Below are 25,896 nucleotides of genomic sequence, written 5' to 3'. Positions count from 1 at the left end.
GGTTGCAGGCCGATCAGAATGGCATGTCGACCCGCGGCCAGATTTCGCGGGACAATTTCCGGTAGTCGGTCTTCTTCGGGTTTGACGGATAGGGCGCGCCCGCATCGATATAGATGATCTCGGCTGCGACCGGCTCGAAACCCGCATGGAAATGGTTGGTCGACTTGACCAGCAGGATATCCTTGGCAACGGGTTCGATGCCAAGATTGGAAAAAATGTCGGGCTCAAATGTCTGGGTGCGATTGGTATTGAGGATGACCTCGATATCCGTGCCTTCGAGACGAATGACGGCGGCCGGTCCAAGGGTGACCCGGCTTTTGCCGAAACTCTGCCAGCCTTCCTGCACGGCCTTCACGACTTCAACCCGGGCATCCAGCGGTGCGCCGCCATCCGGCCCCGCCTTGCCGCCGAAGCGCAATTGAATCCGTGCGCCCTCGCCGGCGGCGAGACAGAACGTGACGGCAATCGGATCCCAGATCGTTGCCACCGCCACATTGTCGATGCCGCGTTCGATGATGCGGCGCAGGATCAGCGTGCCGTCACCGGCAACACCGCCGCCCGGATTGTCCCAGACATCGGCGACAACCACCGGCTTTCCGGTCTTCTTTGCAGCCAGAGCCACAGCTTTATCGAGCCCGGCTTCCGTATCGAGCATCGGCATGGCGGTGCGGCCGCGCATGCCGAAAATTTCCATGCCGAGGGATTCAGCCAACGCCTCGCCACGCGGTGCATCATTGTCGGTGACGACCATGACCTGTGTGCCGAGTTCCGGCACGTCGCCCGCCATGAAGCCGTGGATCAGCGAGATGGAGAGAATGTTGTTCTTGCCCTGCAAGGCTTGAATACGGTCGACGAAGGAACGCATCGGTTCGCGGCTGGTCGGGAAAACACCGATCATGCGGCAATCGAAGGTGGAGATGACCGGCTTGATCTCGCCGCGCAGCGTGCGCAGCGCGAGATCGACCACGTGCTCGCCGCGCTCGTAGAAATCCGTATGCGGGAATTCAAGGAAGGCAGCAAGAATGTTGGAATTCTCCACGCGTTTGCGTGTCAGATGGCTGTGCGGATCAAGTTCCGATGCAATGAGCACGTCAGGGCCGACAATCGCGCGGATGCGCTCGAGCAGATCGCCTTCGCAATCATCGTAGCCCTGGGCGACCATGGCCCCGTGCAGGCCAAGAATAACCGCGTCGACAGGTAGAGCCGCTTGCAGCTGGCCGAGAATTTCGTCGCGCAGTTCCTCGTAAGCCCGCTGCTGCAAAAGCCCGCCGGGTTCGGCCCAGGTCGCGGTGCCCTCGATGAGTTCAAAGCCCTCCTCCCGTGCGCGGCGGCGCAGAACCACCATGGGCGCCGAGCACAGCGTCGGTGTTTCCGGATGTTCGCCGGGACCCGCATAGAAGGCCATTTCAAAACTGGCGCGGTCGGTTGGAACCGGCGAAAACGTGTTGGTTTCCGTCGCGAAGGAGGCGGTGAAGATGCGCATGGAAATGCCTGTTCTTTATGTATCAGAGGGGCTTATAGGCAATGGCTTCGATTTCGATCTTGATGTCGATCATCAGGCGCGATTCAATCGTGGTGCGGGCTGGCGGGTTCTGCGGAAAATAGGTCGCGTAGGTCTTGTTGAAGGCGGAAAACTCGCGCGCATCTTCGAGAATGACGAAGGTCTTCACCACATCGGACAGATCCGCACCGGCCAGCGCCAGCGCTGTCCTGATATTCTCCATCACCTGCTTTGTCTGTGCTTCGATGCCGCCTGTGATGACGGTGCCATCGGCGCCGACCGGGACCTGGCCGGAAATGTAGATGAAATCCCCGGCGCGGACGGCCGGTGACAGCGGCACATGCGATGATCCGAAATGTTGTTTTGTCATGATGTTCAATTCCCTGACTTGGTTACTTGACGGCGCCGATGGAAAGCCCGCGCACCAGATAGCGCTGCAGCCACGCAAAGAGAATGGCGACCGGAACAGATGCCACAAATGCCGCAGCCATGACGTAGTGCCAGTCGACCGTATAGCGGCCGGCCACAAGCGACAGCACGCGGATCGGCAGGGTGTAGTTCTCTTCCTTGCGCAGCATGGTAAGCGCGATGACGAACTCGTTCCAGGCATTGATGAAGGTGAAGATGGCGGTGACGACCATTGCCGGGACGGCGAGCGGCAGGAAGACGCTGCGCAGCGTGCGCCAGCGGTTTGCCCCTTCCATCCATGCGGCTTCTTCGAGATCGCGTGGAATAGTGGAGAAATAGCTCTGCAGCATCCACACGCAGAAGGCGATGTTGAAGCCGGTGTAGATGATGACAAGCACATTCAGATTGTCGATCATCCCGGCATTGGCCACGAGCCGGAACAGGCCGATGACCAGCACGATGGGCGACAGCATCTGCGAGACGAGCAGAAATTGCCGGTAGGCGTTGCGGCCGGCAAACTGGTAGCGGCTGAGGGCATAGGCGGCGGGAATGGAGACGACGATGGTCAGCAGGGTCGACAGCGTCGATACGTAGAGCGAATTGGCGAGCGCCGACGCAATGCCGGAGGTCTGCCACATCTCCGAAAAGTTCTGCCAGTGCAGCTCTTCCGGCCACCAGGTTGGGTTGAGCACTTCCGTTGCCGATTTGAGCGAGGTGATCGTCATGACGACATAGGGAAAGAGGATCACCACGACGATCGGCGACAGGAACAGCCAGAACAGGAGGGAGCGCTTGAGCTTGCTGTTCATCATGCCTTCTCCTCGCGCATGGCCAGCCGCACATAGATGAGCGTGAAGACCAGAAGGATGGCGAACATGATCAGCGAGATCGCCGCCGCCTCGCCCAGGCGCCCCAGGCGGAAGCCGAGCTCGTAGAGATAGGTCACGAGAATATGGGTCGAATTGGCAGGCCCGCCCTGTGTGGTCACCCAGATGATCGGGAAAGAGTTGAAGACGTAGATCGTGTTGAGCACAAACGCGATGTTGATGAAGGGCCGCAACAGGGGAAGCGTGATCAGGCGGAACTGGTCCCAGCGTCCTGCGCCTTCCGTGGCCGCCGCCTCATAGAGATCATCGGGAACCGACGACAGTCCGCCGAGGAAAATGGTGACTGTAAACGGCACCGAGACGAGAATGCCGATCAGGATCTGCATCGGAAAGGCGGTGGATGCCTCGGCCAGCCACTGGATATTGCTGCCGATCAGGCCGAGATCGCGCAGCGCCGAATTCAGCATGCCGCTTTCGCCGTTGAGAGCCCAACGCCAGACCACGGCGGTCATGGTCAGCGAGATCGCCCAGGGCAGCATGATGAGGATGCGGGCAATGCCGCGCCCATAGAAATCCTCGTTGAGAATCAGCGCGATGGGGACCGATACGATCAGCGTGCCGAGCACGACGCAAACGGTCCATACCAGCGTGCGCCAGGTTGCGGCGATGAAATCCGGATCGGCGAACAGCACGCGGAAATGCTCAAGCCCGACGAATTCGCGCAGCATGCCGAAACGGTTCACGTCGTGCAGCGACAGCGAGACGATTTCCTTCAGCGGCCAGAGGATGATGGCGGCTGCCAGAATGAAGCTGGGCAGGATGAGAAAATAGGGGGCCGTTGCCCGTTGCATAAGCGTGCGTTCCTTGACCGGAGAATATGGGACCGGAGAATATGGCGTCTGAAGGACGGGGCGGGAGAGCGGCTGGCGCCACTCTCCCGCGGCCGGCTTATTTCAGCGTCGCGTTGATCTTGGCAGCCGCTTCCTTCAGCGTTGCCTCGGCCTCGCCCTGGCCAAGATAGATCTTCTGCACGGCATTGGAGGTTGTCTTGGCGATGTCCTCCCAGCCCGGAATGACCGGTGCAAACCGGGCATTTGGCAGCAGCGAGGTGAAGACCTTCAGATCGGCATTATCGGCGAAATAAGGGTCCTTCGCTTCTTCCGCGTTGACCGGCAGGAAGCCTTCGATCTTGTCGAACTTGGTGCGCTGTTCCTTGGTGAAGATGAAATCAAGGAACTTCCAGGCCGCTTCCTTGTTCTTGGAATTCTCGAACAGGACGATCGAGTCGGTCACACCATAGGTCCCCTTGTCGCCGCCAGGACCGGCGGGAATGGGCGCCACGCCATAATTGAGCTTCGGCGCTTCGGTCTTGATCTGGCCGGAGAGGAACGGTGCGGTGATGACCGTTGCCACCTTGCCCTGCTTGAACAGGTTCTGCACGTCTTCACGCGAATAGGAGGTCACGCCCGGCTGGGTCAGACCCTCATCGATGAAGCTCTTGTAAAGCTTGGCGGTGTCGATGGCCGCCTTCGAATCGAGGCCGGATTTGCCGCCCTTGACGATTTCGCCGCCATTCGACCACATGCCGTAGTAGAAATAGACGTCCGTCTCGATTTCCTTGCCCTGCAGGCCGAAACCATAGGTCTCGCCGCCGAGCTTCTTGATCTTTTCCGCGTCGGTCTTGAAGTCGGCCCACGTCGCAGGCGGCGCGCTGATGCCGGCCTTGGCGAAAATGTCCTTGTTGTAGTACATCGCCCGCGCCGAGGCGGCGACCGGCAGGCCGTAGACCTTGCCGTTCATGACCGACGGCGTCAGGAACGTGTCGATAAAGCGGGCCTTGAAGTCCGGTTTGATGTGCTCATCAAGCGGCGCAACGATGCCTTCCGACACATAGTCGAGCAGCCAGCGCGTGCCGATGATGGAAAGATCGGCATTGGCGCCGGCCGAAATATCGGTGGTCAGCTTCTGCTGCAGGCTGTCCCACGGCACAACCTCGATCTGGATTTTGACATCGGGATTGGCGGCTTCAAACGCCTTGGCCGCTTCCTGGAAATAAGGGCCCGTGCCCTTGCTGTATTCGGCGATCGTGACACGCACGGTGCTTGCGGCAAAGGCGCTGCTGCTGAAGGCAACGATGCTTGCTCCGGCAAGAAGGCATAGTTTCTGTTTGAACGTCATTGTCATTCCCCTTGTTATCGCCGCAGTCACACGGCGTTTGTTTGTGTCCGCGAACCGTCTTCGGCGGGTAGGCTCCTTCGCCTCCCGCAAGCCGTTTCTTCCAACCAGCCTCTCTATCTTCAAATGTAATTTAATTTCATGCAAGCGAATTTTGCATCGGTTTGATGTATTTTTATGTTGCTTTTTTTCACGCATCGCCATTAGCTGGGCAACAGGCGGTGGAATCCGCGAGAGATTGTCCGCAGAAGCGGGCCAATGATACGGGAACAGATGAACGCGCAATGACCTCACCCAATTTGCATGATTTCTATGGACTAAAAGGCAGGCAGGTGCTGATCACCGGTGCCGGAGGCGGTATCGGCCGGGCATTGATTGCAGCCTTCACCGCTGCGGGGGCCGTCGTTTCGGGCGCCGACAGGACGGACGCGGCATTGGAAAACCTGCCCCTCGCCCATCGTCTTGTGTTTGAACTCACGGACCGCGCCGGCATCGCAAAGGCCGTCGGTGACTTCATCGGCGAAAACGGTGCGCCTGACGTGCTGGTCAATAATGCCGGCTTCACCCGCGGCGAAACACTGGATCAGGTGGATGGCGACGTCTGGGATCGCGAGATTGCGGTCAACCTGAATGGTGCCTTTCATGTGACGGCGCCGGTCGTCGATGCCATGGCCAGACGCGGCAGCGGCAATGTGGTGTTCATATCCTCGGTCAATGGCCTCTCGCATTTCGGCAACCCGGCCTATTCGGCTGCCAAGGCTGGTCTGATCTCCTATGTGAAGGCGCTGGCCGTGGAGCGTGGACGGTATGGCATCCGTGCCAATGCGGTCTGCCCCGGCTCGGTGCGCACACCTGCATGGGATCATCGCCTCGCCGGTCAGCCGGAACTCCTGGCGAAAGTCTTGCCGCACTATCCGCTCGGGCGCATGGTGACACCGGAAGAAGTGGCACATGCCGCCCTGTTTCTGGCTTCCTCGGCAGCATCTGGAATAACAGGCACGGCGCTGGCCGTGGATGCCGGGTTGACGTCAGGCAATCTGCGCTTCATCAACGACGTTCTTGCGGGAGAAGACTGACATGGCCGGACTTCAGATCAAACAACTCGTCAAATCCTATGGAGCCATGAGCGTTCTGCATGGTATCGATCTTGAGGTACGTGACGGCGAGTTCCTCGTTCTCATCGGCCCTTCCGGCTGCGGCAAGTCCACGCTTCTGCGCATGATTGCCGGTCTCGACGATATTTCTTCGGGGGAGCTATGGATCGGCGATCGCCTGACCAATGGCCTCGCGCCGCAGCAGCGCAATATTTCAATGGTTTTCCAGAGCTATGCGCTGTTCCCGCATATGACGACGCGCAAGAATATCGGCTTTGGCCCGAAAATCCGGCGCGAGGCCGGAAGCGTTATCGATGCCAAGGTGAACAAGGCAGCGGAAACGCTCAACCTGCACAACTATCTCGACCGCCTGCCGCGCCAGCTTTCGGGCGGCCAGCGCCAGCGCGTTGCCATGGGCCGGACCATCGTGCGGGAACCCGACCTGTTCCTGTTCGATGAACCGCTGTCCAATCTGGATGCCAAGCTGCGCGTACAGATGCGCACGGAAATCAAGGCGCTGCATCAGCAGCTCAAGACAACCATCGTCTATGTGACGCACGACCAGATCGAGGCCATGACCATGGCGGACCGGATCGTGGTGATGAATGGCGGCCGCATCGAACAGATCGGCTCGCCGCTCGAGCTGTATGACCAGCCCGCCAACAAGTTCGTCGCCGGTTTCCTTGGCTCGCCCGCCATGAGCTTCATTCCCGGGACGCTGGAGCGGGGTGACGGGATGGTACGCATGCGGACATCGGATGGTTTCGCGATCCCGGTTGGCGATACGACGGCCGCTTCCGGTCAGCCGATTGAGGTGGGCATCCGTCCGGAACATTACCGCCTGGCGGCCAGCGGTCAGGGTTTCCCTTATAAAGTTGCCGTGATCGAGCCGACCGGCTCGGAAACGCATCTTTTCGGCACGATTGCCGGCGTGGATGTGCGCGCGGTGTTTCGTGATCGCATTGCGCCGGAACCGGGCAGCCAGATGATGCTGACGGTCGATCCCGGCAAGGTGCACGTCTTCGACGGGAAAACCGGAAACCGGATCTGATATGGCTTCGCCGCTTTTTGACATCGTTGCCCGGTTGCGTGAGATCGCCGAGAATGGCCAGCGCTCCGATCAAAGAGTGGCTGCCGCCGTTCTGGCGGATGCAGATTTTGCCACCCATGCTTCCATCGAAAAGCTGGCGGAAAAGGCCGGGGTCAGCGAGCCGACGATTACCCGTTTCTGCCGCTCGCTCGGCTTTGAAGGCACCCGTGATTTCAAGGTGGGGCTTGCCCAGTCCCTGGCGGTTGCCGGGCGGTTCATTTCGGTCAATGCCGCCGATGGTTCGGCGAGCCATGGCATTCCGTCCATCATAGCAACCAGTGCCGTCAGCGCGATTGAAACGGTGACCAATCTCATCGACCGGGCAAGTCTCGACCGCGCTGCGGCTATCGTTGCCGGTGCCGGCATGGTTCGTGCCTACGGGTCGGGCGGTGCCTCGTCGATGGCCGCGACCGAGCTCGAAAACCGGTTATTCCGGTTGGGTCTTCCAGCCTCCTCCCATATCGACGGCGAAATGCAGCAGATGACCGCCGCTACCAGCAACAGGGATACGGTCATCGTCGCTTATTCCCTGTCCGGCGAGGTCAAGCCGGTCATCGACGCGGTGACCATCGCCGGGCGCTACGGGGCAAAGACAATTGCCTTCACGGCCGCCAAGTCGTCCTTGGCGGCCGCGGCGCAACTGGTCTTGCCTTTTCACATCGAAGAAGGCACGAATGTCTACCGGCCCTCACCCGCCCGCTATGCCCTGCTTGCCCTCACCGATATGCTGGCCATGAGCGTGGCGGAAAAAATCGGCGCGCCCGCAGTGGAACGCATGCGCCGGATCAAGAATCTTCAGGGCATGCAAAAGAGCGATGCACCCAACCTTCCGCTTGGAGACTGAGAATTGAAACTGTCCGACCTTGATACGCCTGCCGTCCTGATCGATGTGGACCGGGCCGATGCCAACCTGCAGCGCTTCCAGGCCTATGCCGATGCGCATGGGCTGCGCGTGCGCCCGCATATCAAGACGCACAAGCTGCCGCGTTTTGCCAAACGGCAGGTGGAACTTGGCGCTGTCGGCATCACCTGCCAGAAGCTGGGCGAGGCCGAAGTGATGGCCGATGCCGGTTTGACCGACATTTTCATTCCCTACAATATTATCGGCAAAGCCAAGCTCGAGCGGCTCGTTGCCCTGCACGGACGCATCAAGCTTGCGGTGACGGCGGACAGCGCCGCAACCGTCAGCGGTCTTGCCGCGGCCTTTGCCGGTTCGGCGAAGCCGCTCGAGGTTCTGGTGGAATGCGATACGGGCATGGGCCGCTGCGGTGTGCAGACGCCCGATGACGCGGTTGCGCTGGCGAAGGTGATCGACGCCGCCGACGGTCTTCGCTTTGCCGGTTTCATGACCTATCCGAAGGCGGGTGGCGTGCTGGAGAACCAGGCATGGCTGGCAACGGCAAAGCAGAAAGCGGTCGATGCGGGACTTGATCCGCGCATCATCTCCAACGGCGGTTCGCCCGATATGTGGCGCGCTCACGAGGTGACGGCGGCCACCGAACATCGGCCCGGCACGTATATCTATATGGACCGGTTTCAGGTGGCAAAGAATGCCGGCACCTGGGACGATTGCGCCCTCACCGTTCTGGCAACCGTGGTCAGCCGCCCGACGGACAATCGTGCGGTCATCGATGCCGGCTCAAAATCGCTGTCGAGCGATACGTTCGGCATGGAAGGGTTCGGGCGGATTGTCGAATTTCCCGATGCGGTGATCACCTCGCTCAGCGAGGAGCACGGGACGATCGACGTGTCGGCGTGTAAATCCAAGCCGCAGATCGGCGACCGGATCCGGATCATTCCCAATCACGCCTGCGTGGTCTCCAATCTGTTCGACAGCGTGGTGCTGATATCAGGCGACGCTGTCGTCGACATTGCCCCCGTCGCCGCGCGGGGCCGGGTCGGTTAGTTTCCGTAGATGGCCGCGCGCATTTTCCGCTGCGCGTCGGACATCGCCTGCCCCTTGGCGTTGACCTGATCGAGCAGGATGTTCAACTGCGCCTGGATGGTGGGATCCGACACTTCGAACATCGAGCCGGAGATGGTGATCTTGTCCTTGTTCTGATCGACGAAATCGACAACCTTCAGGAGGATGTCGAAGGTCTCGCTCGTGGCCGGAAAGATTTCCTTGTAGGTGTTGGCGAGATTGCTCACGGTCTTTTCATAGGCCTTGTCAAAGACGGGCTTGAGGTCTTCCGGCTGCTTCAGCGCCGCATGGGCCCTGTCGGCGACGCTCTGTTCTTCATCCATGGTCGTGCGCAGCGTGCTGAGGCCGGCATAGGCGGCCTTGATGTCATCCTTGCGGTTCATGGCATCATCAATGGAGGTGATTGCACCTTTGGTGGCAAGGGCTTCCATGGGTTTGCTGATCTTTTCATTCATCGCCGCATGAAAATCGGTGATGATCTTGTATTGTGCTGCATAACTGCCAAGAGACTTGGTTTCTTCCGTGGTCAATTGCGGGACGCTCACGCCCTTCTTGTCGACGATGCGCGTCTGCAGAAAGTCGATGAATGCCTTGCGCTGGGTGGCCTCGTTGTCCGAACAGGCGGAGATCGACAAGGCCATGAACACGGTCATCACAGCCGCAATGGCAAAACGGAATCCTGGCATTTTGTTATTTTCCTTTTCTTCTTCACGTCCGCTCAGGCAAGCGGCCTGAACGATAGAGCCTGTCGGCCTTGTTGCTCCCTGTGGTGCTGCAGAAATTGGGCGCCAGCATGGGAAGAGTGGCATTTCCCTCAAAATTGATCGGATCGCTGGGTAGGGCCTAGTGCAGAAAGATATGTTGCACAACCGTGACGGGCACCGTCAGGCATGTTTTCCAGAAGCAATGGAAACTGCGGGAGGCCGGGGCCGAGCCATCTTGCGTGGCGGACCGATCGTTCAAGGCTCCGATTGTGGCCGCTCCCGATTGGCCATAGAATGCCATGCGTTGAGGGCCGGAGGAAGGAATTGCCATGGAGGAAGATGCTGCGGAATTTGCTCATCGTTTGCGACATCGCGCAGTGACCTATGGGGTCCTGACCTGTGTCCTCATGGTGGCAACGTCGCTCATCGCCGACAAGGGCGGCGCTGTGCTTGCCGGCCTGTGGCCCCTGATGATGGTGGGCGGGCTCATCACCCTGCTGCTTACCGGCTACCTCCTGTTTGATGCCGCTCTGTTTCGCTTCATCGCCTCGCATGAGGATGAACTGGACGGGTGCAAGGCCCTGGACGACATGCTGGCGCGGATGCGGCTGCGGTCCCGTCCGGAAAAGACGCGGCCGTTGCAGGCCAGAATATCGGGGACCAAGAGCGTTCTGGTGAAATTGCATATCGCTTTTGCCGCGTTTGTCACCCTGTTCGTGGCACTCGTTGTCTACGGATTCTGGGGGCACTGAAGGGACTCGACTCCCGGCGGGTCTTTCCTGCATCATGCAGGCCTTCGCCAGAGCTTATGCGTGCGGGACACGGGGAATGCGTATGGGGCCAACTGTAAAGGCGTTGTTCAAGCAGCCTGTTTTGCCAAGCGGCCCGGCAGATGTCGTCGAGCCTGATCCGGCCCGCTTTGCTGTGCTGAAGCCGGAAGAAATCCCGGCGGCCTTCCTTTGCGCCGAGGAGCGCAATCATACGACGGATGATCGCGATCCCTTCCAGCGCTGGGAAGAATAGGCCTAGCTTTTCAGCCTGTACCCCGTTTTGAACATCCAGCGCACAATCAGAATGCAGACGATGAGGAACACCAACGTCATGGCAAGACTGGTTCCGATGTGTACATCGGACAAGCCGTAAAAACTCCAGCGAAAGCCGCTGATGAGATAAACGACCGGATTGAACAAGGTGACCGTACGCCAGAACGGCGGAAGCATGTCGATGGAGTAGAAGCTGCCGCCCAGGAACGTCAGCGGCGTGACGATCATCAGCGGCACCAGCTGCAGTTTTTCAAAGCCGTCGGCCCATATGCCGATGATGAAGCCGAACAGACTGAATGTCACCGCGGTGAGCACGAGAAACAGCACCATGACAAAGGGATGCTCGATCCGCAACGGCACGAACAAGGCGGCCGTTGCCAGAATGATCACGCCGAGAATGATCGATTTCGACGCCGCCGCGCCGACATAGGCGATGACAATCTCGAAATAGGACACCGGTGCCGACAGCAATTCGTAGATCGTCCCGGTGAATTTGGGAAAGTAGATACCGAAGGACGCGTTCGAAATGCTCTGCGTCAGCAGCGATAGCATGACCAGTCCCGGTACGATGAACGCACCGTAGCTGACGCCATTGATCTCGGGAATGCGCCCGCCAATGGCCGAACCGAAGACGACAAAGTACAGGCTGGTGGAAATGACAGGCGAGATGATGCTCTGCATGATCGTGCGCCATGTACGATGCATTTCAAAGAGATAGATCGCACGGATCGCGTAAAGGTTCATTTGCGTTCCCTCACCAGATTGACGAAGATTTCCTCGAGAGAGCTTTGCTTCGTCTGAATGTCGTTGAACCCTATGCCTGCCTTGTCCAGATCCTTGAGCAGGGAGGCAATGCCGGTTTTGTCCTCATGCGCATCGTAGCTGTAGATCAGCTCGCTGCCGCTGGCGGCCAGTTCGAGCCCGTACTTGGCCAAGGTGTCGGGTACGGCCGAATGCTCTTCCTGCAAATGCAGGCGCAGCTGCTTCTTGCCCAGCGAGCGCATCAGTTCGTGCTTTTCTTCGACCAGGATGATCTCGCCTTTGCTGATGACGCCGATGCGGTCCGCCATCTGTTCGGCTTCCTCGATGTAATGGGTCGTCAGGATGATGGTCACGCCGGACTCGCGCAAGGCGCGCACAACATTCCACATGTCGCGGCGCAGCTCGACATCGACGCCGGCGGTCGGTTCATCGAGGAACAGGATCTCCGGTTCGTGCGACAGTGCCTTGGCAATCATGACGCGGCGCTTCATGCCGCCGGACAAGGTGATGATCTTGTTGTCTTTCTTGTCCCAGAGCGAAAGGTCTTTCAGGATCTTCTCGACATGGCTGGGTTTGGACGGCTTTCCGAACAGACCGCGGCTGAAACTCACCGTGTTCCACACCGTCTCGAAGGCATCGGTCGTCAATTCCTGCGGCACCAGGCCGATCTTGGTGCGCGCCGCACGGTATTCCTTCTGGATGTCGTGCCCATCGGCAAGGATCGTGCCGGATGTCGGATTGACGATGCCGCAGATGGTGCTGATCAGCGTCGTCTTGCCGGCGCCGTTGGGGCCGAGCAAGGCAAAGATTTCACCGTGATGAATGTCGAGATTGATGTTTTTGAGTGCTTCAAACCCGGAATCATAGGTTTTATGCAGATTGGAAACAGATATGGCTGAGGACATGAGGTCTATCCGGACGGAATTTTCGGTTGCGACGTCTCCGGTAGAATGAAACAGGAGGCATGAACCGTCATTGGAAGAATGGTTTTCCTTATATGGTGATCCAAACTGGTTTTCAAACCACCTCCTGACAAAACGAGTCAGGAGGCCCATCAAACAAAATACCCGCCATGCGAGGTGCATGGCGGGTGTCCGGATGGGCCGTTTTCTACAAGGGCTGTGCGACTACCATTTGGTGTGGGCTGAAAGCGTGATCGTCCGGCCGTCGCCATAACCGCAGACCGCCTCGCCGTCGCAGCCCTTGACATAGGCCTTGTCGAAAAGATTGGTGACATTGAGGGCAACGCCCCAGCTGTCCTTCTCGTAGCGGATAGCGGCATCGAACAAGGTGGCGCCGGGAACCTTCAGCGTGTTGGCCTTGTTGGCGTAGGACTCGCCCTGATAGCGGACGCCTGCCCCGAGATTGATCCCTTGCAGCGGTCCATGGTCAACCGTGTAATCCAGCCAGAACGCGGCAGACACTTTCGGGACGATTGTCGGCCAGTTGCCGATCAATGCCGGGTCTTCATCCTTGGCGATCTCCATATCGAGCACGGTCAGCGATGCCAGGGCCTTCCAGTTCTGGTCGATATTGACCTTGCCTTCCAGTTCCAACCCGGTCGATTTGACCTCGCCCAGCTGCGTGTCGATAAAGGTACCGGGAACGCGCGACAGCGCGTTCTGCTTGGTGATCTGGAACACGGATGCCGTCAGCAAGCCGTCAACGAAATCCGGGGCGTATTTGACACCCGCTTCGAATTGATAGCCCTCTTCCGGCTTCAGCGGTTCGCCAAGGGTGACGCCAATCACCGGATTGAAGAAGGTTGCCGCGCTGATATAGGGCGTCACGCCGTTGGAGAATTCATAGCCGAGCCCGACACGGCCGCTAACGGCGCTCCTGTTGTAGTCATAGGTCGGGCCAAGCGGGAAGAACGGGCCTTCGGCGGAATCCGACGCGATGTTGACGTAGTCATAGCGGCCGTTCAGGGTCACCAGCCAGCCATCGCCGAACCGCACCTGATCCTGCGTGTAGACGCCAATCTGGTTCATCTTCAAAACCTGATCGAGATAGACGCTGGTCGGGCCCTGCGGGGCACCATAGACCGGATTGCTGGCGCTGATCGGCGTTGCACCGCCCGATGCCTGCACCTGGTCGATCTTGAAATATTTGTAGTCGACGCCAAACAGGAAATTGTGTTCGAGCGCGCCGGTGGTGAATTGCTTCTCGGCCCGGTTGTCCATCAGGAACGTGTCGACCTTCGTATCGTGGTTGAAGCCGATCCGGTACAGAAGATTGTCCGGTGTTGTCGGCTTCAGACCGCCGCCATAGGGGAAGGCCGGATCAACATAGCCGTAGGGATAGGGGCTGGTTTCCTTCTTGTTCTGATGGCCGTAGCGCACATTCTGGCTGAGCTTCCAGCCATTGTCGAAAGTGTGTTCCGCTTCGTAGCCAAACAGATATTGGCGGTTCTGGCCGTCATCGATACCTGGTTCGGTGAAATTCGCCTTGCGGCTGATCTTGCCGAATGCCGCGTCCTTGACGGTGCCGTAATAAGGCAGGAACCCGCCGCCCGCATGGGTCTGGTCGAGGGCGGAGAACTGGCCGAACACGGTGACTTTTGTGTCGGCTGATGGCGCATAGGTGATCTGCGGCATAAGCGAGCCGCGAAAATCCTTGGCGAAATCCGTCTGCTGTTCGCCGCCGGCGATCCGACCGGTGAAACGGTAGGTCCAGACGCCGTTTTCATCGAGCTTGTCGCCGACATCGACGCCGAGATAGGCATTGCCGTACTGGTTGACACCCGTTTCGATTCGGCCGAAGCGATCCTTTTCCGGACGTTTGCTCACCATATTGACGATGCCGCCGGGATTGGCACCACCATAGAGAACCGAAGCAGGGCCCTTGAGGGCTTCAACCCGCTCAAGCATGAAAGGATCGATCTGGAACCCGCCGAAACCATAACCGAAGAGCGGCAGGCCATCGAGGAAAACGCCGCTTTGCGTGGCCTGGAAGCCACGAATGAAAATCCAGTCCGTATCGGGGTCTTCGCCGAAGGGCGCTGCGGTAATGCCTGCGGTATAGCGCAGGGCTTCATCGACTTTCCTGACGCCGCGATCCTGCAGTTCCTGCTGGCCAACTACGGAGACGGACTGCGGAATGGCGGTGATCGGCAGGGCGGATTTCGAACCGGCGGTGGTCTTCTTGGCGACGTAGCCGTTGACGGGTCCGGTCGCCGTGCCGTTGCCGCCATCGATGACGATTTCCTTGAGGACGATGGATTCTTCCGCCATGGCTGCGATTGGCAGAAGCGCAATGCTGAGGGTTGTGCCGGCAAACAGAAGCCCTGCCCGCCGCGTCCGGTTATGTCTTGTCATGTGTCGCCCCAAAAACCCCAAAGAACAATGACACCGCACGCCGCTGCGCCCGCGCCAATATCATCGTATGCCTGAATATTATGACTATTTAACTCAACTATAAATGTGGGTCTTGTCCGAAATCACGGCCCGTTGAATGTTTTTGGGCTAAAGTCGCCTGGCGGTAATGCTTATTTCCGGCTGCGTTGCCAGGCGGCCGGCGTGAGGCCGGTGTGCTGGCGGAACACGCGGGTGAAATGCGCCTGATCGGCAAAGCCTGCGAGCTCCGCGATGTGGTTGAGACTATGACCGGTCCGTAGCAGCATTTCTTCGATGCGGCGCACGCGCGCGCGCATCTGCCACTGGTGCGGCGGCATGCCGGTCGAAGCCTTGAAGGCATGACTGAAATGCGACTGCGACAATCCGGTCAGATCAGCCAGTTCCTGCAGGCGGACCGCACGCATCCAGTTGTCACCGAGATAGTTGGTGACGCGGCGCAGCTGCCAGGGCGCGAGTTTGCTGCGTTTGCGCTCCGCTTTGGCCTTAATGTCGAACAGCAGCGTGAAGACCGAGATTGCCAGGCTCTCACCATAGAGCGGGTGCAGCGGATCGGGATTGGCACACTCCCCTGCCATGAGATTGGCCAGCGCCAGGATGCGCGGATCGGAAAACATCAGGCGCGGCCGCGTGACCGCGCCAAGATCAACCCCGTCGCCAAAGCGTTTGACCAGTGTTTGGAGGTTGAAGTGCAGGTCGATGTGGCGGATGTGCTTGACCTCGCGGAGGCGGGACCAGAGCGGCATTCCCGCCGGGACATAGCACATCGGATTGGCAACGCCATCGCTGCCGAGATCCCTGCTCTGCGGGTCCAGCCGCACGTTGAACGTGCCGGTGTTCAGGCCGTCGAGAACGATGAAGAGCCGGGGATCTCTCGCCTCATACTGACCGCTGGCATCGGGGGCGCAATTCACGCTGAATAGATCGGCGACAACACCGTCCCAGGCGCGCTGCTGCAAGCCCCCGACGACGGAAAAGCCGTTTATCTTGGTATTCATCTGCGGTTGAAACGTCATTCGATTGGCATAAAACCATTGGAAATATCAGGCAACGCCAATGATTTGGAACGCTTCCAGAAGGTTTTGCATCAGCTTATAAAATATGAGTAAAGAAATCATCTTTAACTATTGAAATCATTGAGCCAATTGAAAACGGGTCCGGAACATGCGCGTTCCGGACCCGTTATGACAGAGGGCTGTTATTTCAGCGACTGTCGCCGGATGGCAACAATGCTGCCGCCTGTTTATGCCGGGACTGCCACGGGTTCACCCTTCACCTCGCGCATGCTCGGCAGGAAGATGGTCAACAGGCCGAGGAATGGCAGGTAGGAACAGACCATATAGACAAAGTCGATCCCCTTGTTGTCGGCAACGACCCCGAGAACCGCGGCTGCAATTCCGGCCATGCCGAAGGCGAAGCCGAAGAAGATGCCGGCGATCATGCCGACCCGGCCCGGCACAAGCTCCTGTGCGAACACCACGATGGCCGGGAATGCCGAGGACAGGATGAGGCCGATGAATACGGTCAGCACGCCGGTCCAGAACAGGTTTGCATAGGGCATCAGCAGCGTGAACGGCAGGACGCCCAGGATCGAGAACCAGATGACGGTCTTGACGCCGATCTTGTCGCCGACCAGTCCGCCACCGATGATGCCGACAGCAGCGGCGCCGAGGAACAGGAACAGCATCAGCTGCGACTGCTGTACGGTGATGCCGAATTTGTGGATCACGTAGAAGGTGTAGTAGCTGGAGATGCTGGCGAGATAGATGTTCTTGCTGAACACCAGCAGCGTGAGAATGATCAGCGACATCGTTACCTTGCGGCGCGGCAATTTCAGCGTGCGGCTGACCGGCGGCTTTTTCGCATTGGCGGCGCGATAGCGCTGGTACCAGTTGCCGACCTGATAGAGGACGATCATGCCGATCAGTGCCGCCGCCGAGAACCAGGCGATGCTCTGCTGGCCGTGCGGCAGGATGATGAAGGCTGCAAGCAAGGGTCCGAGCGCCGTGCCGAAATTGCCACCCACCTGGAACAGTGACTGGGCGAGGCCATGACGTCCGCCGGATGCCAGGCGCGCGACGCGCGAAGACTCCGGATGGAAGATGGACGAGCCGATGCCGATGAAAGCGGCGCCGATCAGCAGCATCGAATAGTGCGTGGCGATCGACAAGAGGCCGAGGCCAACCAGCGAGAAGCCCATGCCGACCGGCAGGGAATAGGGCATCGGGCGCTTGTCGGTATAGGTGCCGACGACAGGCTGCAGCAGGGATGCTGTGACCTGAAAGGTGAGCGTCAGCAGGCCGATCTGCTTGAAGTCGAGTCCGTAGTTGGTCTTGAGCATCGGATAGATGGCCGAGAGCATGGACTGCATCATGTCGTTGAGCAGATGGCAGAAGCTCACGGCAAAGATGATGCCGAAGGCAGTTATTTCAGCGGAAGAGCGCTGTGCGGGCAAGGATGTATCGGTCATATCGGGCGTTCCATCGGAAAATGAGGGTGTTGATTGCGTGCTTCGCGTCACCCTTCCCTTTCCTGATATACCTGTTGCATAAAACCTGCCTTCGTGGTTTGGTCTATTTCTTTCGCAAGTGGGCCAAGCCGATGCTCTATCTGAAGTTTCCCGAGATGAGTTTCCACGCCAGGGATCTGGGGCGCGTGCATCTGCAGCGGCTGGAATGGCTTGAGCAATCGAAGGGCGACGTGGTTGCCGGATTGGCGCACTATCCCACCGGGTGCCATGTTCCGGAGCACCAGCACAGCCTGTCGCAACTGCTGCACGCGATGACCGGGGTTGTCATGGTCTCCACCAAGTTCGGCCGCTGGATGGTGCCGCCGCATCATGCGCTATGGCTGCCGGCGGGCGTGCGGCATGCGGTGGATATGCATGGCGATGTCGCCATGCATTCGATCTACGTCCGTCCCGATGCCGTTGAAGGATTGAAGAACCATCTGCACGTGGTTGCTTTGACCCCGCTCATGGATACGCTGATCCGGGAGGTTGTCGCTTCCCCGTCCGACGAGCAGGCGAGCCCGCGCACGACGTTCATGATGGGATTGCTGCTGCACGAGATTCCCAAGCTGGAAGAGCGCCCGCTCGGCCTGCCCTTCCCCGATGACACCAGGCTGGCGGCGCTCTGCCGCGGCTTTCTGCAAGACCCTTCGCCCCGCACCAATATCGACAACTGGGCCGATCGCCTCGGCATGAGCCGCCGTACCTTTACGCGGTTTTTCCGGCGCGAGACGGGCTTGAGCCTGTCGACCTGGCGCCAGCAGGCATGCCTGCTATCCGCCTTGCCGCGTCTGTCCGGAGGCGAGGCGGTAACCAGCGTCGCGCTCGATCTCGGTTACAACAGCGTTCCCGCCTTTACCACCATGTTCAAACGCATGCTGGGCGCCCCTCCCCGCAATTATCTTCACTCGGCGGCCTGATTGCATGCACCGGCATTCCCTGAGCGCCATCTTTCCGATGGCGCTCAAGGAGACATGGGCTATCCCGGAGCGCCCGGTGCTGACCAGATTTGGCCAACGTGAATTGCCGATCCGGCACACTGATAAGGAGCTACCGGGTTGTTCTCGGCAAATGGGCCACCATACATGTCCAAACACTGTTTCTTCACATTTGGGCTAAGCACCGCGTCAGATGGCTCCAATGCCTCATTGGCAAGGGAACCGTTCAAGTAGTACGAAAAGTCCTGAACATCAGTATGATAATATATACTGTCGTTTTTGCCGATCTTGCACTTAGCCAGGCTGAACGTGTTACCTGCAGCCATGGATAAACACAGATCCGCATCTGCTGCCAGTTTGATGCGGTGCGTGGCGATATCACGCGACCAGATTTGCAGGTCGGATCCATTGCATGCGCTGATGGCAAATTTGGCAGTTGCAGTATCCTTGGACGACACTGTGAGACAAAACCCCGCTTTGCCGCTACCCGCCACGGAATAGATCTGACCGGTGGGTATGACTTTGACCGCTTTGCCATCGCATTTCGCTGCCAGCCGGAACATGGCATTCCCATGAGCTGGAATAGGCCTGGTCCACAGCTCTTTATCGGGTAGGATGCCTTCCGGTTTACTATCCCAGAGATCTTTTGCGGAAACTGTGCAGCTTTTTTGCCCGGAAAGGTTGAGGCCTATCGACCACAGATTTATTTTCTGCGGCTGAAGCTCGGTATTGCTTTTGTTGAGAAGGACAACGGCAAGCCGGTCATCGCTGAGCGGCTTAACGACAACGTCCATCCCCTTGTCTGGTGCCGGATCCGTTTGATATGCGATATAGCCGCCGATACCGAGTTTATCCTGGTCGACGGCGATGATATCCTTGTTTGTCAGAATTTTGAGGGAGTCCTTGAGATGCGCGAGGGTTACGCCGGCATCATCCCTTCCCTTCTGTTGATAGTATTCGGTCAAGCGCCGTACATCGGTGCTGAGAAGCAGCGGAGCCCCCATAACGGACCAGAGTGCGAACTGGCTCTTTTCTTCATCGGTGTTCATGCCATTGTCGCCGATGAGCAATTGATCCGGGTCATTCCAGCTGCCTGGCGCGACGTAACGGGAAAGTGCCACGGCAATATAGAAACTCGGATAGACACCCTTGTCGTAGTCACTCGCTCCTGCATCGGATAACCAAGGATTGCTAAGCGTCTTGGAGACTGCATCATATTTGTAGTTCTTGATGTCACCCCCGACACGCCATATCTGTCCGAGCGGGCGAACCCAATCCATAGTTGTATATTTTGCGTCGACGTTACTGCCGTGAGCCGCGGGCGCCGATTCCAGGAAGAGAATTTTTCGGTTGCTGTCCTTTGTCGCAGTCGCCAAAGCCGCCGCCATAGTCTCGAAGAGTTCCTTTTTTGATGACGTAACTACGAGAGTCGGTCGTTCCTTTTCCGGCCAATATTTGTAATCCTCTGGTTTCTCATTAGACGCATAATCACAGTTGTCGTACTTAAGAAGGTCAATGCCCCACTTGGCAAAGGCGGTTGCATCTTGCGTTTCGTGGGTTGCTGAAGCTGGAAAATACTGACACGTCCGCAAGCCAGAGCTGCTATAAAGTCCTGCTTTGAATCCCAGAGCGTGAACATAGCTGACATAGTTCGTTAAATCCGCGTCAAAACCCTTATGCGAGTTGAGGGCTTGAACCGCGTAATTCCAGCTTGCCGCTCCCTGCAGGGCGCCATTTTTGTCACGCGCTGTGTTCATCCAGCAATCATCGACGTTCAGATAGTTATACCCCGCATCCAGCAGGCCGGAATCTTTCATCGCACGTGCCTGGTCCAGCATGAAGTGCTGGAACGAATATTGATCTCTGCTGCCGTCGTCATTCAACGGCGCCTGGACGCCATTGATTGTTTCCAGTTTCGGCCAATTCCTGAACGAGGCTTGGGCGTGGCATTCAAAACGCGACCACGTTGTGAACCCCATGGGCGGTCTCGCTCCGAGTTTCTCCACAACAGGTATATCTGGTTTCGCCTTCACAGGATCTGTCGCCACTACCGCTTGTATCGTCGCTGGCACCGATGGGGCCGCATCCGATACAAACGTGCTGTCTGATGTCACTTGTTGTGCAGGCGTTGAATCATTGTTGCATCCGGACAAAACTGAACAAAGCAAAAGTGCCGGTGCGTACGGTAAAATGTTTTTCATTATATTTCCGTTCTTCAATTGGATCAGATGTAAAAAGGGTGCGTAAAAAATTGTCTGGTGAGTGAGATTGGAACCATGAAAATCGATACCAATAGTCGAGAAATGTAGCTAATTTTCAGCTATAAAAGAAAGTTAGCTTAGAAATGTAATTTTGCAACATATACCAATGTCGTAGAACACGCCGTTCGCGGACCGTGGCGAACAGCCGTATAAGACCACAATGATCGTGGCATGAGGGCGTTGTAGAGTTACTCCGCCGCCTGAACCCGCGGGGCCGGAACATAGTTGAGGATCGGGCCCAGCCAGCGCTCCACCTCTTCGACCGGCATTGCTTTGCGCTCCGAATAATCCTCGACCTGATCGCGCTCCACCTTGGCGACGCCGAAATAGTAGGATTCCGGGTGGGCGAGATAGACGCCCGAAACCGACGAGCCCGGCCACATGGCGTAGCTCTCGGTCAGGCGGACATTGATCTGCCTTTCCGCGTCGAGCAGGCTGAACAGAGTATCCTTTTCCGTGTGATCGGGCTGCGCGGGATAACCGGGTGCCGGGCGGATGCCGCGATAGGGTTCGCCAATCAGTTCATCTGGCTTCAAAGTTTCATCCGGCGCGTAGCCCCAGAATTCCTTGCGCACCCGTTCATGCATCAACTCGGCAAAGGCTTCGGCAAACCGGTCGGCAAGGGCCTTCACCAGAATGGACGAATAGTCGTCATTCGCCCGCTCGAACCGTTCGGCAATGGCGATTTCTTCTATGCCTGCCGTCACGACGAAACCGCCGATGTAATCCCCTTTGCCGCTGGCAACCGGTGCAACGAAATCCGACAGGGCGACATTCGGCCGGCCATCGCGCTTCGACAGCTGCTGGCGCAATGTATAGAGTGTGGCCAGCTCTTTCTGGCGCCCTTCGTCGGTGAACAAGCGGATATCGTCGCCGACAGTTCCCGCCGGCCAGAAGCCGATGACGGCTTTCGGATTGAACCATTTTTCATCGATGATCTTGGCCAGCATGGCCTGCGCGTCGGCAAACAACTGCCGCGCTGCCGCGCCCTGATGCTCGTCTTCGAGAATGGCGGGATAGCGGCCCTTCAGCTCCCATGTCTGGAAGAATGGCGTCCAGTCGATGTAGCGCGACAGTTCGGCGAGGTCGTAATTTTCGAACACACGCGTTCCCAGGAAGGACGGCTTCGGCGGTTCATAGCCCGACCAGTCGATCCTGTGGGCATTGGCGCGGGCCCTTTCCAGGGACAGCCGCTGCTTGTCTGCCTCATTGCGGGCATGGGTCTCGGCAACCCTAGTGTATTCGCTGCGGATGTTATCGACAAAGCCGCCCTTGGTATCCGGCGAGAGAAGTTGGGAGACGACGCCGACCGCACGGCTTGCATCGGTGACATAAACCGTCTGGCCTTTGTGATAGCGCGGATTGATCTTCACCGCCGTGTGCACGCGGCTGGTTGTTGCCCCTCCGATCAGAAGTGGAATATTGAACCCTTCGCGCTCCATCTCGGATGCCACATGCACCATTTCATCGAGCGACGGCGTGATCAGGCCGGAGAGGCCGATGATATCGACATTCAGTTCCTTCGCCGTCTGCAGGATCTTGGTCGCAGGCACCATGACGCCGAGATCGATGATCTCGTAATTGTTGCAGGCGAGAACGACACCGACAATGTTCTTGCCGATATCATGCACATCACCCTTGACCGTCGCCATCAGCACCTTGCCGGCGCTTTCGCGCTCGCCCGTGCCGCCATTGGCGAGCTTTTCCGCCTCCATGTGCGGCAGGAGCAAGGCCACGGCCTGCTTCATCACGCGGGCGGATTTGACCACTTGCGGCAGGAACATCTTTCCCGCACCGAAGAGATCGCCGACGACATTCATGCCCGCCATCAGCGGACCTTCGATCACATGCAGCGGCCGTTCGGCCGCAAGCCGCGCCTCTTCCGTGTCGACATCGATGAACTCGGTAATGCCGTTGACGAGCGCATGGGAAATGCGGTCCGCCACGCTCCATTCGCGCCAAGCGAGATCGCGCTCGCGCGCTTCCTTGCCGGCCGATCCCTTGTAGCGCTCGGCGAGGTCCAGCAACCGTTCCGTCGCATCGTCGCGGCGGTTGAGCACGACATCCTCGCAGGCCTCGCGTAGTTCCGGATCGATGGATTCATAGACCGCCAGCTGTCCGGCGTTGACGATGCCCATATCCATGCCGACCTGGATCGCATGGTAGAGGAACACCGCATGCATGGCTTCGCGCACGGGCTCATTGCCGCGGAATGAAAAGGACAGGTTCGAGATGCCGCCGGAGATATGCACATGCGGCAGCGTTTCCGTGATCTGGCGTGTGGCCTCGATAAAGGCGACACCATAGCCGTTGTGTTCCTCGATGCCGGTGGCAACCGCAAACACGTTCGGGTCGAAGATGATGTCTTCGGGCGGGAACCCGGCTTCCTTGGTCAGAAGCTCATAGGCGCGGGTGCAAATCTCGACCTTGCGCTCCAGCGTATCGGCCTGGCCCTCCGTGTCGAAGGCCATGACCACGACGGCCGCGCCATAGGCGCGCACGCGTTTGGCATGGTGAAGGAAAGCCTCCTCCCCCTCCTTCATGGAGATGGAGTTGACGAGCGGCTTGCCCTGCACGCATTTCAATCCGGCCTCGATGACATCCCACTTGGAACTGTCGATCATGACGGGCACGCGGGCAATATCCGGCTCGGCAGCAATCAGGTTCAAGAACTCGACCATCGCCTTCTCGCTGTCGATCAGGCCTTCATCCATATTGATGTCGATGATCTGCGCACCATTGGCAACCTGATCGCGCGCAACGTCAAGCGCCGTAGCAAAGTCGCCGGCGGTGATCAGCTTGCGGAACTTGGCCGAGCCGGTGATGTTCGTGCGCTCGCCCACATTCACAAACGGAATGTCCTTGGTCAGCGTGAACGGCTCAAGGCCGGACAGGCGCATATGCGTGGAAATTTCCGGGATCTGGCGCGGCGGATACTTGCTGACCGCCTCGGCAATCGCCCGAATGTGATCGGGTGTCGAACCGCAGCAGCCGCCGACGATGTTCAGCAGGCCGTCACTGGCAAAGCCTTCCAGCTGCTCGGCCATTGCCTCCGGGCTTTCGTCATACTGGCCGAATTCGTTGGGCAGGCCGGCATTGGGATAGGCGCAGACAAATGTATCGGCAGCGCTGGAAATTTCAGCAAGGTGGGCGCGCATTGCATTGGCGCCAAGCGCGCAGTTCAGGCCGATGGTGAAGGGTTCCGCGTGACGCACGGAATGCCAGAAGGCCGTCGGTGTCTGACCGGACAAGGTTCGGCCTGAGAGATCGGTGATCGTGCCCGAAATCATGATGGGCAGGGTAATGCCCTTTTCTTCGAAGACTTCCTGCGTGGCGAACACTGCTGCCTTGGCGTTCAGCGTGTCGAAGATCGTTTCGATGAGGATGATATCGGCGCCGCCATCCATCAGACCGCGCACCTGATCCGCATAGGCAATACGCAGATCGTCAAAGGTGACAGCGCGATAGCCGGGATTGTTCACGTCAGGCGAAATGGATGCGGTGCGGTTTGTCGGTCCGAGCGCTCCGGCCACGAAGCGGCGTTTGCCGTCCTTCTGTTCGGCCTTGATCGCTGCCCGGCGGGCAAGGCGGGCGCCGTCGCGGTTCAGCTCGTACACAACCTCTTCCATGCTGTAGTCAGCCTGGGCAATGGTAGTGGAAGAGAATGTGTTGGTTTCGAGAATGTCCGCACCGGCCATGGCATAGGCGTAGTGGATGTCCTCGATGGCCTGGGGCTGCGTGAGAATCAGAAGGTCGTTATTGCCCTGCAGGTGACAGGAGCAGTCGGCGAAGCGTTCGCCGCGGAAATCGTCCTCGTTCAGGCTGAGGCCCTGAATCTGCGTGCCCATGGCCCCGTCGAGAATCAGGATGCGTTCGCGCGCCGCCTTGGTCAGCGCTTCAAACACCTCCGAGCCATCCCGTGGAGCACCCATGGGACCGAACAGATTATCGACTGCAATATTCATGACTCAAACGCCTCTTGGCCATCTTGGGACGAGAGGCGTAAACTCACATAAAGATATCTTTATGTCAACAAATCAATTCCATTGGCGGCAGATTCTGTCGCAGCTGCGGCGTCCTGTCCCGCCGCAGCCGCGATGCCCGCATCAAGCGCGCCCTCGCGACGAAAATGTCCTCGGGAGCCGGCATTATGCGCATCAATCCCACGCCAGTGCTCCGCCATTCTGGTATTCGATAACCCGGGTTTCGAAAAAATTCTTTTCCTTCTTCAAATCCATCGCTTCCGACATCCACGGGAACGGATTGTCCGTGTCGGGAAAGACCTGTGCGAGACCAAGCTGGGCACAGCGGCGGTTGGCGATGAAGTGCATATAGCTTTCGCAAAGCGCAGCATTCAGCCCGAGGAACCCGCGCGGCATGGTATCGCGGCCATAGGATGCCTCGAGTTCCGCGGCATCCCTGATCATCCCGCGCAGTTCTTCGGTAAAGGCTTTTGTCCACAGATGCGGATTTTCGTGACGGATCTGGTTGATCACGTCGATGCCGAAATTCATGTGGATGCTCTCGTCGCGCAGGATGTACTGATACTGTTCGGCAATGCCGACCATCTTGTTGCGCCTGCCAAGCGACAGGATCTGGGCAAAGCCCGTATAGAACCACATGCCCTCGAAAATGACGTAGAAAGCCACGAGATCGCGCAGGAACTGCTGATCCATCTCCGGTGTGCCGGTCTTGAAATCCGGGTTGTCGAGATTTTGCGTGTGCTTGAGCGCCCAGGCCGCCTTGTCGGTGATCGATGGCACTTCGCGATACATGTTGAAGAGTTCGCCCTCGTCCAGCCCGAGACTTTCCACGATATACTGGAAGGTGTGGGTATGGACGGCTTCCTCGAAAGCCTGACGCAAGAGATATTGGCGGCATTCCGGATTGGTCAGGTGCCGGTAAATGGCAAGGACAATATTGTTGGCAACAAGTGACTCGGAGGCCGCGAAGAAACCGAGATTGCGCTTGATCATACGGCGTTCGTCGTCGGTCAGCCCGTCCCTGGATTTCCACAGGACGATATCCGCCTGCATCGATACCTCAGTCGGCATCCAGTGATTGTTGCAGCCATTGAGATATTTCTCCCAGGCCCAGTGATATTTGAGTGGCAGGAGCTGGTTGACGTCGGCACGTGAATTGATCATCGCCTTGTCATCGACGCGCACACGGCCACCGCCGCGTACGATATCGCCAAGACCCGTGGCATCGGCGACGGGTGCCTGATCCGGTGCAAGGGCGGGGTGGATGGCGCGGGCCGCATTGGCGGCAGCTTCGGTGTTGGTCCAGTCAAGCATGGTCTTTTCC

General features: G+C 58.4%; 21 protein-coding genes. 7 read left to right on the top strand and 14 right to left on the bottom strand.

Annotated features, from left to right (window positions below; all coding sequences use genetic code 11):
• Nucleotides 1–13 precede the first annotated feature (13 nt).
• From ACP7B1_RS22610 to ACP7B1_RS22590, 5 genes are all read right to left on the bottom strand, one after another.
• Nucleotides 14–1,483 (bottom strand): M81 family metallopeptidase, encoded by a 1,470-nt coding sequence (locus ACP7B1_RS22610; RefSeq protein WP_346307589.1) that lies wholly within the window; start codon nt 1,481–1,483, stop codon nt 14–16.
• 22 nt (nt 1,484–1,505) lie between these two features.
• Entirely contained in the window at nt 1,506–1,874 is a 369-nt protein-coding gene (locus ACP7B1_RS22605) for a RidA family protein (RefSeq protein WP_346307592.1), read from the bottom strand.
• Between the two features lie 19 nt (nt 1,875–1,893).
• Nucleotides 1,894–2,721 (bottom strand): carbohydrate ABC transporter permease, encoded by an 828-nt coding sequence (locus tag ACP7B1_RS22600; RefSeq protein WP_288192171.1) that lies wholly within the window; start codon nt 2,719–2,721, stop codon nt 1,894–1,896.
• A complete protein-coding gene (locus ACP7B1_RS22595; RefSeq protein WP_403181708.1) occupies nt 2,718–3,587 on the bottom strand; it encodes a carbohydrate ABC transporter permease in 870 nt (289 codons plus the stop codon). Before ACP7B1_RS22595 ends, ACP7B1_RS22600 begins: the two co-directional genes overlap by 4 nt.
• Nucleotides 3,588–3,684: 97 nt before the next feature.
• A complete protein-coding gene (locus ACP7B1_RS22590; protein ID WP_403181714.1) occupies nt 3,685–4,914 on the bottom strand; it encodes an ABC transporter substrate-binding protein in 1,230 nt (409 codons plus the stop codon).
• 281 nt (nt 4,915–5,195) lie between these two features.
• Between ACP7B1_RS22590 and ACP7B1_RS22585 the strand changes: the two genes are divergently transcribed.
• The 4 genes from ACP7B1_RS22585 to ACP7B1_RS22570 are packed head-to-tail and all read left to right on the top strand — an operon-like array spanning nt 5,196 to nt 9,001.
• Complete coding sequence (locus tag ACP7B1_RS22585) at nt 5,196–5,987, top strand: SDR family oxidoreductase (protein WP_346306184.1); 792 nt, start codon at nt 5,196–5,198, stop codon at nt 5,985–5,987.
• A 1-nt stretch (nt 5,988) separates the two neighbouring features.
• A complete protein-coding gene (locus tag ACP7B1_RS22580) occupies nt 5,989–7,056 on the top strand; it encodes an ABC transporter ATP-binding protein (protein WP_346306185.1) in 1,068 nt (355 codons plus the stop codon).
• A 1-nt stretch (nt 7,057) separates the two neighbouring features.
• Entirely contained in the window at nt 7,058–7,939 is an 882-nt protein-coding gene (locus tag ACP7B1_RS22575) for a MurR/RpiR family transcriptional regulator (RefSeq protein ID WP_346306186.1), read from the top strand.
• A gap of 3 nt (nt 7,940–7,942) precedes the next feature.
• The gene (locus tag ACP7B1_RS22570; protein ID WP_346306187.1) at nt 7,943–9,001 is read left to right on the top strand and encodes a D-TA family PLP-dependent enzyme; all 1,059 of its coding nucleotides are present in this window, start codon (nt 7,943–7,945) and stop codon (nt 8,999–9,001) included.
• On the opposite strand, the gene ACP7B1_RS22565 is transcribed toward ACP7B1_RS22570, so the two are convergent.
• Nucleotides 8,998–9,705, bottom strand: coding sequence for a DUF3053 family protein (locus ACP7B1_RS22565; protein WP_346306188.1), 708 nt, complete (start codon nt 9,703–9,705; stop codon nt 8,998–9,000). The genes ACP7B1_RS22570 and ACP7B1_RS22565 overlap by 4 nt on opposite strands.
• Nucleotides 9,706–10,052: 347 nt before the next feature.
• Between ACP7B1_RS22565 and ACP7B1_RS22560 the strand changes: the two genes are divergently transcribed.
• Both ACP7B1_RS22560 and ACP7B1_RS22555 read left to right on the top strand, forming a co-directional pair.
• Nucleotides 10,053–10,475, top strand: a complete 423-nt coding sequence (locus ACP7B1_RS22560; RefSeq protein WP_346306189.1) for a hypothetical protein — start codon at nt 10,053–10,055, stop codon at nt 10,473–10,475.
• 82 nt (nt 10,476–10,557) lie between these two features.
• Complete coding sequence (locus ACP7B1_RS22555) at nt 10,558–10,746, top strand: hypothetical protein (protein ID WP_346306190.1); 189 nt, start codon at nt 10,558–10,560, stop codon at nt 10,744–10,746.
• A 2-nt stretch (nt 10,747–10,748) separates the two neighbouring features.
• Here ACP7B1_RS22555 and ACP7B1_RS22550 read toward each other — a convergent pair whose 3' ends face one another.
• The 5 genes from ACP7B1_RS22550 to ACP7B1_RS22530 form a co-directional block, all read right to left on the bottom strand.
• Nucleotides 10,749–11,510, bottom strand: coding sequence for an ABC transporter permease (locus ACP7B1_RS22550; protein ID WP_288192161.1), 762 nt, complete (start codon nt 11,508–11,510; stop codon nt 10,749–10,751).
• On the bottom strand, nt 11,507–12,433 hold the full coding sequence (locus tag ACP7B1_RS22545; protein ID WP_346306191.1) for an ABC transporter ATP-binding protein: 927 nt from the start codon (nt 12,431–12,433) through the stop codon (nt 11,507–11,509). Before ACP7B1_RS22545 ends, ACP7B1_RS22550 begins: the two co-directional genes overlap by 4 nt.
• A gap of 222 nt (nt 12,434–12,655) precedes the next feature.
• Entirely contained in the window at nt 12,656–14,845 is a 2,190-nt protein-coding gene (locus ACP7B1_RS22540) for a TonB-dependent siderophore receptor (RefSeq protein ID WP_346306192.1), read from the bottom strand.
• A 170-nt stretch (nt 14,846–15,015) separates the two neighbouring features.
• Nucleotides 15,016–15,897: an AraC family transcriptional regulator gene (locus ACP7B1_RS22535; RefSeq protein ID WP_346306193.1), complete on the bottom strand. Its 882-nt coding sequence runs from the start codon at nt 15,895–15,897 to the stop codon at nt 15,016–15,018.
• Between the two features lie 227 nt (nt 15,898–16,124).
• The gene (locus ACP7B1_RS22530) at nt 16,125–17,351 is read right to left on the bottom strand and encodes an MFS transporter (protein ID WP_346306194.1); all 1,227 of its coding nucleotides are present in this window, start codon (nt 17,349–17,351) and stop codon (nt 16,125–16,127) included.
• Nucleotides 17,352–17,482: 131 nt separating this feature from the next.
• On the opposite strand from ACP7B1_RS22530, the gene ACP7B1_RS22525 reads away from it, so the two are divergent.
• Entirely contained in the window at nt 17,483–18,310 is an 828-nt protein-coding gene (locus tag ACP7B1_RS22525) for an AraC family transcriptional regulator (protein WP_223614644.1), read from the top strand.
• A 59-nt stretch (nt 18,311–18,369) separates the two neighbouring features.
• Here ACP7B1_RS22525 and ACP7B1_RS22520 read toward each other — a convergent pair whose 3' ends face one another.
• The 3 genes from ACP7B1_RS22520 to ACP7B1_RS22510 form a co-directional block, all read right to left on the bottom strand.
• The gene (locus tag ACP7B1_RS22520) at nt 18,370–20,529 is read right to left on the bottom strand and encodes a hypothetical protein (protein WP_426137266.1); all 2,160 of its coding nucleotides are present in this window, start codon (nt 20,527–20,529) and stop codon (nt 18,370–18,372) included.
• 248 nt (nt 20,530–20,777) lie between these two features.
• Entirely contained in the window at nt 20,778–24,554 is a 3,777-nt protein-coding gene (gene metH / locus ACP7B1_RS22515; protein ID WP_346305855.1) for a methionine synthase, read from the bottom strand.
• A 192-nt stretch (nt 24,555–24,746) separates the two neighbouring features.
• Nucleotides 24,747–25,886, bottom strand: coding sequence for a ribonucleotide-diphosphate reductase subunit beta (locus tag ACP7B1_RS22510; RefSeq protein WP_346305854.1), 1,140 nt, complete (start codon nt 25,884–25,886; stop codon nt 24,747–24,749).
• Nucleotides 25,887–25,896: the final 10 nt, after the last annotated feature.

This window comes from Phyllobacterium sp. SL163 (genome assembly GCF_049896885.1).
Lineage (GTDB): Bacteria > Pseudomonadota > Alphaproteobacteria > Rhizobiales > Rhizobiaceae > Phyllobacterium > Phyllobacterium calauticae.
The sequence above is the reverse complement of the archived record's forward strand: the minus strand, read 5'-3'. Positions and strand labels throughout refer to the sequence as shown.